Genomic DNA, 17,295 nt, shown 5'->3' on the forward strand with positions numbered 1-17,295 from the left:
GTCGGCGGTGTCCCGCGCTCCAGCCGCGTGGGTGCCGTCCGCGCCCCTTCACTGCGCCAAGTGTGTGACGCGCCACGGAAGAGCACGCTGAGCAGCCCGGATTCCCTACGATGCGTCACGTGGTCAACATCCTCCTCGAACGCACCGCGCCGCTCCCCCTCCCCGAGGCCTGGCGCCGCCTCACGGAGTGGCCCCGGCACGGCGAGGTGGTCCCCCTGACCCGCGTCACCGTGCTCACCGCTCCGCCGACCCATGAGGGCACGGTGATCGTCGCCCGTACCGGCCTCGGTCCCCTCGCCTTCGAGGACCGCATGGAGGTCACGGTCTGGCACCCGCCGACGGACGAGGAACCCGGCCTGGTCCGCCTGGAGAAACGCGGCCGGGTGGTGAAGGGCTGGGCGGAGATCGAGGTGCGCCCGGGCCCGGGCGGCCGCAGCCGTGTCATCTGGCGCGAGGAACTCACGGTCCCGCTCCTCCCCGGCCCCGTGGACCCCCTCCTCCACCGCGCGTCCCACACCATGTTCGGCCGCGCAGCCAACCGCCTCCTACGCATGCCGTGACCCGGGCACGCCGGAAACCCCCTCCCTGTAGGCGCTGTTGCCGGTGTCGCCTCACGGGGACGGATTTACGTGGAGTGGTTGGTGGGGTGGGGGGAGCGCCTAGGGTGAGGGGGTGGTCGGGTCGGGTGGGTTCGGGGATGGGGAGGTGGCCGGGGCATGGCGGTGGGTTCCGGGGAAGCCGCGTCCATAGGCGGCTACACGCTGATCGACCGGCTCGGCAGTGGTGGGATGGGCGTCGTGCATCTGGGGCTGTCCGCCTCCGGACGGCAGGTGGCGATCAAGGTCGTGCACGCCCAGTACGCGCTGGACGAGGAGTTCCGCGCCCGCTTCCGGCAGGAGGTCGCGGCGGCGCGGCGGGTGAGCGGGGCGTTCACGGCGCCCGTGGTGGACGCCGACCCCGAGGCCGAGCAGCCGTGGATGGCCACGCTCTACGTGCCCGGCCGCACACTCTCCGACATCGTTGCCGAGGAAGGGCCCCTCACCGGACGGAAGTTGCGCACCCTGGCCCTGGGCCTCGTGGAGGCGCTGCGGGACATCCACCGCGCCGGTGTCGTGCACCGCGACCTCAAGCCGAGCAACGTCCTGATGGCCGAGGACGGCCCCCGGGTCATCGACTTCGGCATCTCCCGCGCCGCCGACAACGAGGACCTGACCGTCACCGGCCGCCTCATCGGCACCCCGCCCTTCATGTCCCCGGAGCAGTTCTCCTCGCCGAAGGACGTGACCCCCGCCTCGGACGTGTTCTCGCTCGGTTCCCTGCTGGCGTACGCGGCCACCGGCAACCGTCCCTTCGACGGCGGCAGCCCGTACCTGACGGGCTATCAGGTGATGTACGAGGCCCCGCACCTGGACGGCGTCCCGGAGCCGCTGCGCGGCATCGCGGCCCGCTGCCTGGACAAGGACCCGCTGGCCCGGCCGCAACTGGCCGAGCTGCACAGCCTGTTGCTGCATCTGCCCACGGAGGCTCCCCCGGCCTTCCCCGACCTCGCGGGCGTCCCGGCCCAGCGCTCCGCGCCCGGCGCGGACACCACCGCCGCGCCGCACGGCCGCCACAGCCGCACCGCCCGCCCGAACGCCCGCCCGGGTCGCCCCGACGGCACGACCGTCACCCCGTCGGCGCCACGCGGCCGTCGGCGCGTACGGCGTGTCCTCATCGGGATCGGCACGGCGATGGCCGTCGCCGTGGTCGGTCTCACGGCTGCCCACATGGCGGCGAGCGGCGGACCGGCCGGTGATCCGTCCGCCGCCGGCGGCGGCTCGGCGAGTGCGGCCGGCGCTCCCGTGGCGGGTCTGCCCTCGGGCTGGAGGCCGTGGCGGGCGAGCCTGCTCACCGCCAAGCAGGGCGACCCGATCGACTTCAGCGAGTCGGGCTGCGTGGCGGGCGGTTCGACGGCCGTGTACTGCGCCGGCACCGGCTTCACCGTCACCCGCCTCGACGCCGCCTCCGGCCGGGTCGACTGGCGCCGGGGTACCGACCCGGAGACCTCGCGCCCGGTCGGCGTACGCGACGGACGCGTCTACACCTACCGCAAGCCCGACCCGACCGGCACCTACCGCACCCGTCGGCTCGCCGTCCTGGACGCGAGGACCGGGGCGGAGCTGTGGGCCCGCCCCGTCGCCGACGAGGAGCCGGCCGTCCTGTTCGACCGGGGCGTCCTCGCGATGGACGAGAACAGGACCACGTTCGTCGCCTACGACGCGGCGGGCCGGCAGCTGTGGACGGCACCGGCGAAGTCGTCGAGCGGGAACGCCTGCACGCCGACCGTCTTCGACGGCGCCCCCTACGGCGTGTGCACTCCGGTGGACGATCCCGGCACGGACAAGGTGGCTCTGCTGCGGCTCGACCCGGACGACGGCACCGCCGCCGAGATCGCCACCCTGCCCACGGGCGCCCGGCCGATGGGCACCGTGGACGGCCAACTGCTGTTCCTGCTCCCGAAACTGGCGGACCAGCAGTTCGCCGCAGCCGGCGACGACCAGCCGTACTCCGCCCTGCTGCGGGTGAACCCGCGCACCGGCGCCGTCACGCGCGCCGCGCTGCCGGGCACCCCGCGCGGCACCGCCACCCTGCTCAAGGGCGTCGTCTGGTTCGTGCGGCCGAACGGCACGGTCACCGCCGTGCGCGGCTTGGACGGCAAGCGGCTGTGGCAGGTGACGACGGACGTGGAGAACCTGTCGGCGCCGGTGGTGTCCACGAAGTTCACCACCCTGTACCTCGTCAACGAGTACGGCCGTGTCCTGGCCCTGAACAGCGCGACGGGCGCGGTGCGCTGGCGCACCTCCGCCCTCGCCGATCCCGGCGAGTCGGCCGGCGAGACCACCCCGTACGTGCTCCTCGTCCAGAACGCCCTGGTGGCCGTCGCGGGCGACACGGCCTTCTCGGTGCGGCCGGACCGGCCCACCCGGCTGCCGTCCAAGAACCCGGCTCCGTCGGCCCCCGACACGGTGGCCCCGTCACTGGCCCCCACACCCTTGCCGACGAAGGCCTCGGACTGACGCCCCCGCCGCTCAGGCCACCGACCCGATCCGCCGCGCCGGCAGGGACGCCGGGTCGTGGTGGATCGGCGTGTGCGCGCCGGTGAGGGAGACGCCGCTGCCGCCGCGCCGGTCGGCGACGATCTCGGCGGCGATGGACAGGGCCGTCTCCTCGGGGGTGCGGGCGCCGAGGTCCAGCCCGATGGGCGAGCGCAGCCGCGCCAACTCCCTTTCGCTCACGCCCACTTCGCGCAGCCGCCGGTTGCGGTCCAGATGGGTGCGGCGCGAGCCCATGGCGCCGACGTACGCCACCGGCAGCCGCAGCGCCAGCCGGAGCAGCGGTACGTCGAACTTGGCGTCGTGGGTGAGGACGCACAGCACGGTACGGCCGTCCACGGCCGTCCGCTCCAGGTAGACGTGGGGCCACTCGACGACGATCTCGTCGGCCTCGGGGAAACGGGTGCGGGTGGCGAACACCGGGCGGGCGTCGCACACCGTCACGTGGTAGCCGAGGAACTTGCCGATCCGGACCAGCGCCGACGCGAAGTCGATCGCGCCGAAGACGATCATCCGGGGCGGGGGGACGGAGGACTCGATGAGGACCGTGAGCGGTGCTCCGCAACGAGAGCCCTGCTCCCCGATCTCCAGGGTGCCGGTGCGGCCGGCGTCCAGGAAGGCCGAGGCCTCGGCGACGACGGTCCGGTCCAGCTCGGGACGGGCGCCGAACCCGCCCTCGTGGGAGCCGTCGGAGCGGACGAGGAGCGCGCGGCCCAGGAGTTCGGCCGGGCCCGACACGATCCGTGCCAGCGCCGCCGCCTCCCCCCGGGCGGCGGCGGCCAGCGCGGACGCCACCACCGGACGGGCCGGGTCGTCGGCCCGTACCGGGGTGACCAGGATGTCGATGACGCCGCCGCAGGTCAGGCCGACGGCGAAGGCGTCGTCGTCGCTGTATCCGAAGCGCTCCAGGACCGTATCGCCGTCCCGCAGCGCCTGCTCGCACAGCTCGTACACGGCGCCCTCCACACAGCCGCCGGAGACCGACCCGATCGCCGTGCCGTCGGCGTCCACCGCGAGGGCGGCGCCCGGCGGACGGGGTGCGCTGCCGCCCACGGCCACCACGGTGGCCACGGCGACGTCACGTCCCTGCTCGACCCACCGGTTGAGCTCCTCGGCGATGTCCAGCATCTGTCGGTCTCCTGACGGGGTTGGTGGGAAGGGCGGTTCGGCGGGCGGCTAGCGCACGCCCAGCCAGCTCTCGACGGGGTTGAGGGCGAAGTAGAGCAGGAAGATCACCGCGAGGCCCCACATGAAGGCGCCGATCTCGCGCGCCTTGCCCTGGGCGGCCTTGATGGCGACGTAGGAGATGACGCCGGCGGAGACACCCGCGGTGATGCTGTAGGTGAACGGCATCACGACGACGGTGAGGAAGACCGGGATCGCCGTGGCGCGGTCGCCCCAGTCCACGTGCCGGGCGTTCATCAGCATCATCGAGCCGATGACGACCAGGGCGGCGGACGCCACCTCCTGCGGGACGATCGCGGTGAGCGGGGTGAAGAACAGACAGGCCGCGAAGAACAGCCCGGTGACGACCGAGGCGAGTCCGGTACGGGCGCCCTCGCCGACGCCGGTGGCCGACTCGATGAACACGGTCTGCCCGCTGCCGCCCGCGACACCGCCGATCGCGCCGCCCGCGCCGTCGATGAACAGCGCCTTGGACAGGCCCGGCATCCGGCCCTTGGCGTCGGCCAGTTCGGCCTCGGTGCCGACGCCGATGATGGTGGCCATGGCGTCGAAGAACCCGGCCAGCACGAGGGTGAAGACGATCATGCCGACCGTCATCGCGCCGACCTTGCCCCAGCCGCCGAACTCGACGTGCCCGAAGAGCGAGAAGTCGGGCATGGAGACCGCGCTGCCGTGCAGTTCGGGGGCGCCGTTCGCCCACTGCCGGGGGTCGATCACACCGGCGGCGTTGAGGACCGCGGCGACGATCGTGCCGCTGACGATGCCGATGAGGATGGCGCCGGGGATGTCGCGGGCCTGCAGCATGAAGATCAGCAGCAGGGTGCCGGCGAACAACAGCACCGGCCAGCCCGCGAGTTCGCCCGCCGGGCCGAGGGTGACCGGGGTGGCCCTGCCCTGGTGCACGAAGCCGGACTTGTAGAAGCCGATGAGGGCGATGAACAGGCCGATGCCCATGGTGATGCCGTGCTTGAGCGCGAGCGGGATGGCGTTCATGATCATCTCGCGCAGTCCGGTGACGACCAGCAGCATGATGACGACGCCGTACATCACGCACATGCCCATCGCCTGCGGCCAGGTCATCTGCGGGGCGACCTGCGAGGACAGCACGCCGGAGACGGACAGGCCGGCGGCGAGCGCGAGCAGCACCTTGCCGACGAAGCCCATCAGCAGCGTGGTGAAGGCCGCGGCGAACGCGGTCGCCGTGATCAGGGCCTTCTGGCCGAGGGTGTCCCCGGCCGCGTCCTTGCCGGACAGGATCAGGGGGTTGAGCAGCAGGATGTACGCCATCGCCATGAAGGTGGTGACGCCACCGCGGACCTCACGGGCGACGCTGGATCCCCGCCGGGATATGTGGAAGTACCGGTCGAGCCACGACCGTCCGGCGGGGACACGGGTTCCCGCGCCCGCCTCCTCGGGGACGGTCTGCGGCTGAAGGGACTGCTGGGTCATGTGGGCCTACTCCCAAGGTTCAAAGGGGCACCCGGGTGAACCGACCCTGCGGCTCACGGGATTTGGGATGGTGCTTCGGCCGCACGACCCGGGGGACGGCCCGAGACGAACGAACTTGCTGCTCCGGGCGGCACGTCGAGGTGTGACGCTCCCCGTGCCGCCCGGAGGGACATGGTTACGCCCGGCCCGTGAGGTGTTCGGGCCGTACCGGCGTCCTGTTCAGCTCCAGGCCGGTCGCGGCGCGGATCGCCGCGAGGACGGCCGGGGTCGAGGACAGGGTGGGTGCCTCGCCGACGCCCCGCAGCCCGTACGGGGCGTGGTCGTCGGCGAGTTCGAGGACGTCGACCGGCATGATCGGCGTGTCCAGGATGGTCGGCAGCAGGTAGTCCGTGAAGGAGGGGTTCCTGACCTTCGCGGTCTTGGGATCGACCATGATCTCCTCCATCACCGCGATGCCCATGCCCTGGAGCGTGCCGCCCTGGATCTGGCCGACCACGGAGAGGGGGTTGAGCGCCTTGCCGACGTCCTGGGCGCAGGCCAGCTCGATCACCTTGACCAGGCCGAGCTCGGTGTCGACCTCGACGACGGCCCGGTGGGCGGCGAAGGAGTACTGAACGTGGCCGTTGCCCTGGCCGGTGCGCAGGTCGAAGGGGACGGTGGGGCGGTGCCGCCACTCGGCCTCGACCTCGACGGCCTCGTCCTCGAGCACGTCCACCAGGTCGGCGAGGACCTCGCCGCCGTCGGTGACGACCTTGCCGCCCTCCAGCAGCAGCTCCGCCGTCGCCCAGGCGGGGTGGTACGTACCGAACTTGCGGCGGCCGATGTCCAGGACCTTCTCCCGGACCAGCTCGCAGGAGTTGCGCACCGCGCCGCCGGTGACGTAGGTCTGCCGGGAGGCCGAGGTCGAACCGGCGCTGCCCACCTGGGTGTCCGCCGGGTGGATGGTCACCTGCGCGACGCCCAGCTCGGTGCGGGCGATCTGCGCGTGGACGGTGACGCCGCCCTGGCCGACCTCCGCCATCGCGGTGTGCACGGTGGCGACGGGCTCGCCGCCCACGACCTCCATGCGCACCTTGGCGGTGGAGTAGTCGTCGAAGCCCTCGGAGAAGCCGACGTTCTTGATGCCGACCGCGTACCCGATGCCGCGTACGACCCCCTCGCCGTGCGTGGTGTTGGACAGGCCGCCCGGCAGCTGCCGTACGTCCGCGCCCTCGCTGGACTCCCACTGACGCTCGGGGGGCAGCGGCATCGCCTTGACGCGGCGCAGGAGTTCGGCGACCGGGGCGGGTGAGTCGACGGGCTGGCCCGTCGGCATGAGTGTGCCCTGCTCCATGGCGTTGAGCTGCCGGAACTCCACCGGGTCCATGCCGAGTTCCTTCGCCACCTTGTCCATCTGCGCCTCGTAGGCGAAGCACGCCTGGACCGCGCCGAAGCCCCGCATGGCCCCGCAGGGCGGGTTGTTGGTGTAGAGGGCGATGGCCTCGATCTCGACGTCGTCCACCTTGTAGGGGCCGATGCCGAGCGAGGAGGCGTTGCCGACGACCGCGGGGGACGCGGAGGCGTACGCGCCGCCGTCCAGGACGATCCGGCACTTGACGTGCGTCAGCCTGCCGTCGCGAGTGGCCCCGTGCTCGTAGAAGAGGCGGGCCGGGTGGCGGTGGACGTGGCCGAAGAAGGACTCGAAGCGGTTGTAGACGATCTTGACGGGTTTGCCCGTGCGCAGGGCGAGCAGACAGGCGTGGATCTGCATCGACAGATCCTCGCGGCCGCCGAACGCGCCGCCGACGCCGGCCAGCGTCATCCGCACCTTCTCCTCGGGCAGGCCGAGGACGGGCGCGATCTGGCGCAGGTCGCTGTGCAGCCACTGGGTGGCGATGTAGAGATGGACGCCGCCGTCCTCCTCGGGCACCGCGAGACCGGACTCGGGGCCGAGGAAGGCCTGGTCCTGCATGCCGAAGCAGTACTCGCCCCTGACGATGACATCGGCCCTTTTCGCGGCCTCGGAGGCGTCGCCGCGGATGATCGGCTGGCGGTGGACGATGTTGGGGTGCGGGACGTGGCCGATGTGGTGGTCGGTGCGGTCCTCGTGGACCAGGATCGCGTCGGGCGCGGTCGCGGAGGCCTCGTCGGTGATGACGGGCAGCTCGCGGTACTCGACCCTGATCTTGGCGGCGGCCCGGCGGGCCGTCTCCGGATGATCGGCCGCGACGATGGCGACCGGCTCGCCGTGGTGGCGTACCTTGCCGTGCGCGAGGACCGGGGTGTCCTGGATCTCCAGGCCGTAGTTCTTCACCTCGGTCGGCAGGTCGTCGTACGTCATGACGGCGTAGACGCCGGGGGTCTTCAGTGCCTCGCTGGTGTCGATCGAGACGATCTCCGCGTGGGCGACCGTGGACCGGAGGATCTGGCCCCAGAGCATGTCCTCGTGCCACATGTCGGACGAGTACGCGAACTCGCCGGTGACCTTGAGGGTGCCGTCCGGGCGGAGCGTGGACTCGCCGATGCCGCCCTTGGTCCGGGAGCCCTGAGTGATCTTGGTGGGAGCGCCGTTGGTCGGCATTTCAGACCGCCTCTTGCTGCCGGGCGGCCGCCAGACGGACCGCGTCCATGATCTTCTCGTAGCCCGTGCAGCGGCACAGGTTGCCCGACAGCGCCTCGCGGATGTCCGCGTCGGTCGGGTTGGGGTTGCGCTCCAGCATCTCGTCGGCGGCGACCAGCAGACCGGGCGTGCAGAAGCCGCACTGGACGGCGCCGGCGTCGATGAACGCCTGCTGGATCGGGGCCAGTTCGGTGCCCTCGCCGGTCTGGGAGTCGGTGCCCTGTGCCTGCCATCCCCTCGCCTCGTCCAGGGACGTGCCGTGCGCGTCGCCACAGGAGCGCTGCCTGGCGTATTCCGCGAGACCCTCGACGGTCACCACGTCACGGCCCTCGACCTGTCCGGCCGCGACCAGGCACGAACACACCGGCACGCCGTCGAGGCGCACCGTGCAGGACCCGCACTCGCCCTGCTCGCAGGCGTTCTTGGAGCCCGGCAGGCCCAGCCGCTCCCGCAGCACGTACAGCAGGGACTCGCCCTCCCACACGTCGTCGGCCTCCTGCGGACGTCCGTTGACAGTGAAGTTGACGCGCATCAGGCGACTCCCTCCGAGCGGGCGGCGGTGCCGCGGTAGGACTCCCAGGCCCAGGTCAGCGTGCGGCGGGCCATGACGCCCACCGCGTGCCGGCGGTAGCTCGCCGTGCCCCGGACGTCGTCGATCGGGTTGCAGGCGCCGGAGCACAGGTCGGCGAACTGCTTGGCGACCGACGGGGTGATGATCTTTCCGTTGTCCCAGAAGCCGCCCTCCTCGAGGGCCGCGTTCAGGAATTCCTCCGCGGCCTTCGCCCTGACGGGTGTCGGGGCGGCCGATCCGATGCCGGTGCGGACGGTGCGCGTCGAGGGGTGCAGCGCGAGCCCGAAGGCGCACACGGCGATGACCATGGCGTTGCGGGTACCGACCTTGGAGAACTGCTGGGGGCCGTCGGCCTTGTCGATGTGCACGTACTTGATGAGCTCGTCGGCGGCGAGCGCGTTGCGCTTGACGCCCGTGTAGAACGCGTCGATCGGGATACGGCGGCTGCCGCGCACCGACTCCACCTCGACCTCGGCGCCCGCCGCGAGCAGCGCGGGGTGGGCGTCGCCGGCCGGGGAGGCGGTGCCGAGGTTGCCGCCGACGCCGCCGCGGTTGCGGATCTGCGGGGAGGCGACCGTGTGCGAGGCGAGGGCGAGGCCGGGCAGCTCCGCGCGCAGCCGCTCCATGATCGTGGTGTAGGGGACCGAGGCGCCGAGCCGCACGCTGTCCTCGCCGACCTCCCACTCGTAGAGGTCGCCGACGCGGTTGAGGTCGAGCAGGTACTCGGGCCGCCGGTGGTCGAAGTTGATCTCGACCATCACGTCGGTGCCGCCCGCAATGGGCACAGCGGTGGGGTGCTCGGCCTTCGCGGCGAGCGCCTCCTCCCAGCTGGCGGGGCGAAGGAAGTCCATGACCGGCTCTCTTCTTCGTCTCGGGGGGGTACGGATCGAGCCAGATCCGGTGCGGCGGGCTCGGCTCGTTCATGCGCTGTTCACGCTGAGTGGAGTCAGTACACAGCGCGGTGCTCCAGCCGGGTCAGTCACGGAAACCATGAAGGAGTTGGCTGGCCAGGGCGGGCATCTTGTAGATTCGCATGAACGGAGGTCATCGGTCACCTCCCTGTTTTCCTGTAGAAACGCAGGAAACAGCCAGGCAGTCGAAGCGTGCGGCTCCCGCACCGTCCGGCGGGTCCCTCTCCCCGACCACCCTCACGGTTCATCGTAGATTTCGAGACAAAGAACGGCGGCGACGAGAATGCGGCTGCGCGCACTGCTGGACACCGACGCGCTGGGCCTCAGGCTACTCGGCGGCGAGGACGAGCTGGACCGGACCGTCCGCGGCGTGATGACCACCGACCTGCGCGATCCCAGCCGCTACCTCTCGGGCGGTGAGCTGGTGCTCACCGGCCTGGCCTGGCGCCGGGACGGGGACGACTCGGAGCCGTTCGTACGGATCCTGGTGCAGGCCGGGGTGGTCGCGCTGGCGGCCGGCGAGGCGGAACTCGGGGAGGTCCCCGAGGACCTGGTGGTGGCCTGCGCCCGGCACCGGCTGCCGTTGTTCGCGGTGCACGAGTCGGTGGCGTTCGCGACGATCACCGAGCATGTCGTCCGGCAGGTCTCCGGCGAGCGCGCGGGCGATCTGGCCGCCGTGGTGGACCGGCACCGGCGGATGATGACCTCGGGCCCGGCGGGCGGCGGCCCGGACGTGGTGCTGGACCTGCTCGGCTCCGACCTGGACCTCAGGGCCTGGGTGCTCTCCCCCACCGGACGGCTGATCGCCGGTCCGAAGGTCGCGGGGCCGGGGCTGCCCGCCGACCTGTGCGCCAAGCTCGCCGCCGAGCATCTCGCCGCCGCCCGCACCGGACGCCGGGGGCCGCACCGGGTGACGCTGGGCCCGGCGACGTACAGCCTCTTCCCGATCCGCGCTTCGGGCCACCGCCCGGCCGTCGCCGGCCCGGGCCGCACGCCGCAGGTCTCGCGGGACGTGCGCGAGTCGGTGCTGTCGGACTGGCTGCTGGCCGTCGAGGCGGACGCGGGCGACTGGCCGGCTGAGCGGCTGGACCTGCTGCAGGGCGTCACCCAGCTCATCTCGGTCGAGCGGGACCGCCGGGACGCGGCGCGCACGGTACGGCGCCGGCTCGCCCAGGAGGTGCTGGAGCTGGTGCAGACGGGGGCCGCGCCGGCGGAGATCGCCGCCCGTCTGCGGGTGGCCGCTCCGGTGCTGCTGCCCGGTCTCGGGGCCGCCCCGCACTGGCAGGTGGTCGTGGCCCGCGTCGACTGGGTGGGCGCGGACATCGAGGCGGGTCCGGTCGCGCAGTCGCTGCTGGAGGAGATCCTCGTCGACCCGATGGCCACCGGGCCCGAGCCCTCGGACCGGATCGCCGTCGCGCACAGCGGGGACGAGGCAGTCGCCCTCGTCCCGCTCCCGGCGGTCTCCGCCGAGCACGACGGCTCGGAGTCCGGGATCCTCGCCGAGGCGCTGCTGGAGTCCGTGCGCGACCCGCTGTCGGCCGGTCTCGACGACGACGGCCAGGTCACCCTCGGTGTCAGCGCGGCCGTGCACTCGGCGGAGGGGCTGCGCGGCGCCCTGGAGGAGGCCCGGCACGCCCGCCGGGTGGCCGCCGCCCGCCAGGGCCGGGTCTGCGCGGCCGGCCACCAGGAACTCGCCTCCCACGTCCTGCTGCTCCCCTTCGTCCCGGACGACGTCCGCCGCGCCTTCACCGCGCGGCTGCTGGACCCGCTGCGCGACTACGACCGCCGCCACCGCGCCGAGCTGATCCCGACCCTGGAGGCCTTCCTGGACTGCGACGGTTCCTGGACGCGCTGCGCGACCCGGCTGCACCTGCACGTCAACACGCTGCGCTACCGCGTGGGCCGAATCGAGCAGTTGACGGGCCGGGACCTGTCCCGGCTGGAGGACAAGCTCGATTTCTTCCTGGCGTTGCGGATGAGCTGAGCCCGCCGGCCGGCGGGCCGGAGTGGCACCAAGTGCCGCCGGAGTCCCACGACTTTGTGAAATCCTTCACCCGCCCCCTTGGCCCCGCCACGGAATCCGTGCTGAGATGCGGCCACCACTCAAGGCTCGATGGCGTGCTCGGGGAGGGCAACGTGGCGCATACCGCCATGTCTGGTACCGGAACTTCCGCAGGGGACGATCCCCTCCAGACCGCGGTATGGCGGCTGCGCTCGCGGGCCTGCTGGACCGACGCGGCGGCGCTGCTGGACCCGGTCACCGCCGCCTCGGCGCTGCAGCGGACCGCGCTGCTCGTGGAGAAGTGCCTGTACACGGAGCAGGGGTGGGACGAGGCCGAGGACGCGCTGCGGACGGCGGAGGCGCTGGCCCACACCGACGACGAGCGCGGCGCGGCCGCTTGTGAACGCGGGTACTTGGCGTACGCGGCGACCCTGCACTCAGTGCGCGACCGGGCCGACGAGGCACGGGCCGCGCTGGGGCGGGCGGCGGCGCTGATCCCTCCGGGGAGCGTGGGGCGGGCGCTGCTGGACTTCCGGCGGGGGCTGCTCGCCGAGAACCTCACCCGCTCCCCCCAGGCCGCGCGGGCCGCCTACCGTCGCGCCCACGCCGCCGCCACCGCCCATTCCGACCCGCTGCTGCTGTCCTCCACCTGGCGCCATCTCGCCGGTCTCGCCCTGCGGGAGGGCGAGGTGGCCGAGGCACGGCACGGGTTCGCGGAATCCCTGCGGATCCGCGAGGAGCTGGGCTACCTGGTCGGTACGGCCCCGGCGCTGGCGTCGCTGGCCGACGCGGAGGCGGAGCCGGAGGCCTCCCGGCTGCGCGAGGAGGCACGGCGGCTGTTCCGGCTGCTGGGCGGGGTGCCGACGTGGCTGGCGCGGCAGTTGACGCCACCGGCGGCGACGGCCTGAGACGTCCGGAGGCCGTTCAGGGAGTGCTCAGAGGAACCTGAGAGGTTGCTGTGGCAGGCTGCGGCCCCCATCCCCCTCCTCAGAGGAAATCCCGATGAGCCTCGTCAACGGTCTGCCCGCGCATGTCCTGTTGGTCCATTTCGTCGTCGTACTCGTCCCGCTGACCGCGCTGGCCCTGGTGGTCTGTGCCGTGTGGCCGAAGGCCGCGCGCCGGATGGGCGTGGTCCTGCCGGTGCTGGCGCTCGTGACGCTGGTGAGCGTGCCGCTGACCACGCAGGCCGGCGAGTGGCTGGAGCGGCATGTGACCAGCAGCGCGCTGATACGCCGGCACACCGAACTCGGCGACGGGCTGCTGCCCTGGGCGCTGGGTCTGTTCGTGCTGGCGGCGGCCGTGTGGTGGACGACCCGCCGGACGTCCGCCGAGCGGGCCGGCACCCGGTCCGCGTCCGTGATCCGCGTCGCGGCCGGCGTGCTGAGCGTCGTCGTGGCCGCGGGCGCCGTCGTCGACGTGTACCGCATCGGGGACTCGGGCGCGAAGGCGGCCTGGACCGGGGGCTACTCCAAGACGGCGACGGGCTCGGGCGACGGGAACTGATCCGCCCGACGGGCGGTCCGTGCGAGGGCCTTGTCTGCGGGGCCCTCGCACGGACCCTTCACACCAGGCCCGCGAAGTGCCGGCCCACCAGCCCTCGTACGACGTCGACGTCCCGCGCGATCAGCGCGTCCAGCAGCACGGTGTGGTCGGCCGCGTCCGCGATCAGGTCGGCGTTCCCGGCCGGGGCCCGTCCGCCCACCAGCGGCCACTGGGCCCGGCGGTGCAGGTCGTCGGCGATCTGGACGAGCTGTGCGTTGCCGCAGAGGGACAGCACCGCCCGGTGGAAGGCGCGGTCGGACTCGGCGTAGGTGGCCCGGCAGCCCAGGGACGCGGCCCGGACCGTCGCCTCGGCGAGGGGCCGCAGGTCCGCCCAGCGTTCCACGGGGACCGTGCGGGCCAGGCGCAGCATCACCGGCACCTCGATCAGCGCGCGGATCTCGGCCAGTTCGGCGAGTTCCCGGGTGCCGCGTTCGACGACCCGGAAGCCCCGGTTGGGGACGACCTCGACCGCGCCCTCCAGGGCCAGCTGCTGCATGGCCTCGCGCACCGGCGTGGCGGAGACCCCGAAGCGCTCGCCCAGGGCCGGCGCCGAGTACACCTCCCCCGGCGTCAGCTCGCCGGTGACCAGCGCGGTGCGCAGCGCGTCGAGGATCTGTCCGCGCACGGAGGCCCGCTGGACCAGCCGGGGGCGCGGGATGGGCTGCTCGCTGTGGGTGTGCTCGCCGCGTGTGCCGTCGGGGGCGACGCCCCGCTCCCGGTCCACGTCCGCCGCCACGGGCTGCTGCGGCACGCGGGGCGCGGCGGCGGCCGTACGGATCTGCGGTGTTCCCGTCCCCGTGGAGCCCTGCGCGTGCTGCCTCACGGGTCCTCCTCGGGACGTGTCGGTACTTGGGGCCATTACGACGGGTTGTTACTCGTCCGTCAAGCACCATAGGCGCACAAGCCGTCAGTTCAAATCCCATCGACTCCGGGTAAGGTAAGCCTTGCCTTCCAGTCGTTCCGGATCGGCGGTCTCCGTATGCCCTCTGCCCGCTCGGCCTTCCATGACGCCTACACCCGTCTGACCAAGGCGTTCCCGGGACTGGACGTGAGGGAGCTCGCCACCGGGGAACCGGTGCCCGAGGGCGGCGGCTGGGTGACCACCGCCTCACTGGTGGAAGGCGGCGCCCGTCTCGACGCGTTTCTCGCCCAGGACGACGCACAGGTGCTGCGCGACCACGGTCAGCGGGCGCGCCCGGACGTCGTCGCGAGCTTCGGACTGCACCGGTACGCCTGGCCCGCCTGCCTCCTGATCACCGTGCCGTGGTTCCTGCACCGCCGGGTCCCCCGCCTCCCGGTGGACGAGGTCGCCTACGACCGCACGGCCCCCGGTCTCTCCCTGGGCCGGCTGGCCGTGCGCCCGGCCGGCTTCGCCTGTCTGCCCGGCGATCCGGCGGCCGCGCTGCCCGGCGCCCGGGTCGTCGCCGACGAGGAGGCGCTGCGGGCGAAGGTGCGGGCCGCGGTGGCCGAGCACCTCGAACCCGTGCTGGCCGCCTTCGGGCCGCGGATGCGGCGGCGCGGACGCGCCCTGTGGGGCACGGCGACCGACGAGCTGGTGGAAGGTCTCTGGTACGTCGCCCATCTGCTCGGTGAACAGGCGCGGGCCAGGCGTGAGTTGGAGGCGCTGCTGCCCGGCGCGACCCGGCCGTACGTCGGCTCGGCGGCCTTCCGGGAACTGACCGGACCGGACGGGGAGTCGCTGCCCACCCGGGACCGGGTGAGCTGCTGCATGTTCTACACCGTGCGCCCCGAGGACACCTGCGCGACCTGTCCGCGCACCCGTGACGCCGACCGTGTGACCAAGCTGCTGGCCGCCACCGCCAGTTGAGCCCCCCTCAGGCACACCGGCGCGGAGCGATGTCGTAAGATCGCCCGCGAAGGGACGGCCCGCTCGGTTACAGGTACTTCACAACTTTCTCACTTGTCGCAGGAACTTTCCGAGGAACCACCCGTACGGGTAGTCTTATTCGAACTCAACTCCCGCCCCTCAAGCGGCAGTTCGAGCAGAAAGCTGCCCTGGCACCCCCCTTGCAATTCCTTGGCGGCCTCTTGCCCCGAAACCCCCTGAGGGCCCGTGGGATTGGGCCACTATGGCGGGCGTTACGCCCTATCCCAATGCAAGGGACCCCTAGATGAGACTGACCGACATATCGCTGAACTGGCTGCTTCCGGGCGCCGTACTGCTCCTGGGCATGCTGGCGGCGGTGGCGGTGCTCGCGCGCAGCAAGCGGTCCGGCGGGGAGCACGCGAAGGACGACTCGTGGGAGCGCAGCGAGGAGCGCCGCAGGCGCAAGGAGGCCATATACGGCACCGCCTCCTATGTGCTCCTGTTCTGCTGTGCGGCGGTCGCCGCCGCGCTCTCCTTCCACGGACTGGTGGGCTTCGGCCAGCAGAACCTCGGCCTCTCGGAAGGCTGGGAGTACCTGGTGCCGTTCGGCCTGGACGGCGCGGCCATGTTCTGCTCCGTGCTCGCGGTGCGCGAGGCCTCCCACGGTGACGCCGCTCTCGGCTCCCGGATACTGGTGTGGACGTTCGCGGGCGCCTCTGCCTGGTTCAACTGGGTGCACGCGCCCCGAGGGGTCGACCACGCGGGCGCGCCGCAGTTCTTCGCCGGCATGTCGCTCTCGGCGGCGGTGCTGTTCGACCGCGCGCTGAAGCAGACCCGCCGGGCCGCCCTGCGTGAGCAGGGTCTGGTGCCGCGTCCGCTGCCGCAGATCCGTATGGTGCGCTGGTTGCGGGCTCCCCGTGAGACCTACAGGGCCTGGTCGCTGATGCTGCTGGAGAACGTGCGCAGCCTGGACGAGGCGGTCGAGGAGGTCCGTGAGGACAAGCGGCAGGAGGAGGCCAACCGGCTGCGCCGCCGTGAGGCGGACCGCCTGGAGCGCGCCCAGCTCAAGGCGATCAGCCGGGGCCACCGCGGGATCATCGGCCGTGGCGGCCGACCGGAGCCGCAGGCCCTGGAGCGGGCAGGCACCCAGACCTCCGCGGAGCCTGCCATATCGGCCCCGGAGCCGCTGCCCGTCCGCCAGCGTCCCTCGCTGCAGCCCGTCCGCAAGGGCGGTTCCGACCAGATCACGGTCGATCTCACCGCGGAGGACGACACAATGGCCCTCCCGCGCCTCGACTCCCTGGAGCGCAAGCTCAAGGACCTCGAGCAGCAGTTCGGCTGAGCCGGCCGGCGCAGGAGCCGGTATAGGGAAGGGGGCGTGGCCGGTGGCCACGCCCCCTTCCCGTTCCCGTTCAGGCCGGGCCGGCGTCGAGTTCGAACCACACCGCCTTCCCCACCCCGTGCGTCCGTACCCCCCACGCGTCCGCGAGGGACTGCACCAGGACCAGGCCCCTGCCGTGGGTGCCGTCGCCGGTGTTCGCCGGGCAGGGCCTGGGCCTGCGGGCCACGAAGTCCCGTACCTCCACCCGCAGTCCACGCTGTCCCACGACGGCCGTCAGGACCGCGTCGTGGTCGGTGTGGACGAGTGCGTTGGTGACCAGTTCGCTGGTGAGCAGTTCCGCCACGTCCGAGCGTCCGGGCCTGCCCCACTGCCGTAGCAGCTCGCGCAGTGCCCTGCGCGCCTCGGGCACCGCCTTCAGATCCCCGTGCCCGAGTCTCTGCCGCAGCTGGGACGGCTGCGGCCCTTCCGTCACGTCGTCGGTCTCTTCCTCCACCGTCCGAGCCGAGGAGGCCCCGATCGCCATGGGACCGCCCCCTCGTGCCTGCCTCTTCATGACCCCCGCCCGCGTGCCGATGTCGGTTCCCCTCCTTGTCGAACACGTTCACGGGATCCATGCCCTCTGTCACCCGGCGTAGTCATGTCGAATGCTCAACCACCGGGTGTTCGGCCATGGATACGGCTCTTTCGGCCGGACGGGCACCGGCGGGCCGTGCCGGACGCCTCCGCGGCTAGGCGTCCGGGGGCGTCCTGACCACCCGGGATCATCGCCTCCGC

The 17,295-nt window shown here is 72.6% G+C and carries 14 protein-coding genes; 7 read left to right on the forward strand and 7 right to left on the reverse strand.

Annotated elements, in window-relative coordinates; translation table 11 throughout:
- The first annotated feature begins 119 nt into the window (after nt 1–119).
- Together ACWCQ1_RS12270 and ACWCQ1_RS12275 are read left to right on the forward strand one after the other, a co-directional pair.
- A complete protein-coding gene (locus tag ACWCQ1_RS12270) occupies nt 120–560 on the forward strand; it encodes an SRPBCC family protein (RefSeq protein ID WP_207929653.1) in 441 nt (146 codons plus the stop codon).
- Nucleotides 561–716: 156 nt separating this feature from the next.
- Nucleotides 717–3,056, forward strand: a complete 2,340-nt coding sequence (locus ACWCQ1_RS12275) for a protein kinase domain-containing protein (protein WP_358596699.1) — start codon at nt 717–719, stop codon at nt 3,054–3,056.
- A 12-nt stretch (nt 3,057–3,068) separates the two neighbouring features.
- Here ACWCQ1_RS12275 and ACWCQ1_RS12280 read toward each other — a convergent pair whose 3' ends face one another.
- The 5 genes from ACWCQ1_RS12280 to ACWCQ1_RS12300 all read right to left on the reverse strand — a co-directional run bounded on the left by ACWCQ1_RS12280 (nt 3,069) and on the right by ACWCQ1_RS12300 (nt 9,747).
- On the reverse strand, nt 3,069–4,220 hold the full coding sequence (locus ACWCQ1_RS12280; RefSeq protein ID WP_358596702.1) for an XdhC/CoxI family protein: 1,152 nt from the start codon (nt 4,218–4,220) through the stop codon (nt 3,069–3,071).
- Nucleotides 4,221–4,268: 48 nt separating this feature from the next.
- A complete protein-coding gene (locus tag ACWCQ1_RS12285) occupies nt 4,269–5,726 on the reverse strand; it encodes an NCS2 family permease (protein WP_451026399.1) in 1,458 nt (485 codons plus the stop codon).
- 175 nt (nt 5,727–5,901) lie between these two features.
- Entirely contained in the window at nt 5,902–8,286 is a 2,385-nt protein-coding gene (locus ACWCQ1_RS12290) for a xanthine dehydrogenase family protein molybdopterin-binding subunit (protein WP_451026400.1), read from the reverse strand.
- A 1-nt stretch (nt 8,287) separates the two neighbouring features.
- Nucleotides 8,288–8,857, reverse strand: a complete 570-nt coding sequence (locus ACWCQ1_RS12295) for a (2Fe-2S)-binding protein (RefSeq protein WP_358596710.1) — start codon at nt 8,855–8,857, stop codon at nt 8,288–8,290.
- A complete protein-coding gene (locus ACWCQ1_RS12300) occupies nt 8,857–9,747 on the reverse strand; it encodes an FAD binding domain-containing protein (RefSeq protein WP_133041706.1) in 891 nt (296 codons plus the stop codon). The genes ACWCQ1_RS12295 and ACWCQ1_RS12300 overlap by 1 nt, the downstream gene beginning before the upstream one ends.
- 343 nt (nt 9,748–10,090) lie before the next feature.
- On the opposite strand from ACWCQ1_RS12300, the gene ACWCQ1_RS12305 reads away from it, so the two are divergent.
- The 3 genes from ACWCQ1_RS12305 to ACWCQ1_RS12315 all read left to right on the forward strand — a co-directional run bounded on the left by ACWCQ1_RS12305 (nt 10,091) and on the right by ACWCQ1_RS12315 (nt 13,312).
- Complete coding sequence (locus tag ACWCQ1_RS12305; protein ID WP_451026401.1) at nt 10,091–11,791, forward strand: PucR family transcriptional regulator; 1,701 nt, start codon at nt 10,091–10,093, stop codon at nt 11,789–11,791.
- Nucleotides 11,792–11,943: 152 nt separating this feature from the next.
- Entirely contained in the window at nt 11,944–12,717 is a 774-nt protein-coding gene (locus tag ACWCQ1_RS12310) for a hypothetical protein (RefSeq protein ID WP_133041704.1), read from the forward strand.
- 94 nt (nt 12,718–12,811) lie between these two features.
- A complete protein-coding gene (locus ACWCQ1_RS12315; protein ID WP_358596717.1) occupies nt 12,812–13,312 on the forward strand; it encodes a DUF2231 domain-containing protein in 501 nt (166 codons plus the stop codon).
- Between the two features lie 58 nt (nt 13,313–13,370).
- Here the strand turns inward: ACWCQ1_RS12315 and ACWCQ1_RS12320 are convergent, their stop codons facing one another.
- On the reverse strand, nt 13,371–14,174 hold the full coding sequence (locus ACWCQ1_RS12320; protein ID WP_208782729.1) for a GntR family transcriptional regulator: 804 nt from the start codon (nt 14,172–14,174) through the stop codon (nt 13,371–13,373).
- 156 nt (nt 14,175–14,330) lie between these two features.
- Between ACWCQ1_RS12320 and ACWCQ1_RS12325 the strand changes: the two genes are divergently transcribed.
- Entirely contained in the window at nt 14,331–15,179 is an 849-nt protein-coding gene (locus ACWCQ1_RS12325) for a (2Fe-2S)-binding protein (RefSeq protein ID WP_451026402.1), read from the forward strand.
- Nucleotides 15,180–15,483: 304 nt separating this feature from the next.
- Nucleotides 15,484–16,521, forward strand: a complete 1,038-nt coding sequence (locus ACWCQ1_RS12330; protein ID WP_133041700.1) for a DUF2637 domain-containing protein — start codon at nt 15,484–15,486, stop codon at nt 16,519–16,521.
- Nucleotides 16,522–16,591: 70 nt separating this feature from the next.
- Here the strand turns inward: ACWCQ1_RS12330 and ACWCQ1_RS12335 are convergent, their stop codons facing one another.
- Nucleotides 16,592–17,044 (reverse strand): ATP-binding protein, encoded by a 453-nt coding sequence (locus ACWCQ1_RS12335; protein ID WP_358596723.1) that lies wholly within the window; start codon nt 17,042–17,044, stop codon nt 16,592–16,594.
- Between the last annotated feature and the right edge of the window lie 251 nt (nt 17,045–17,295).

The organism is Streptomyces sp. NPDC002144 (genome assembly GCF_053593695.1).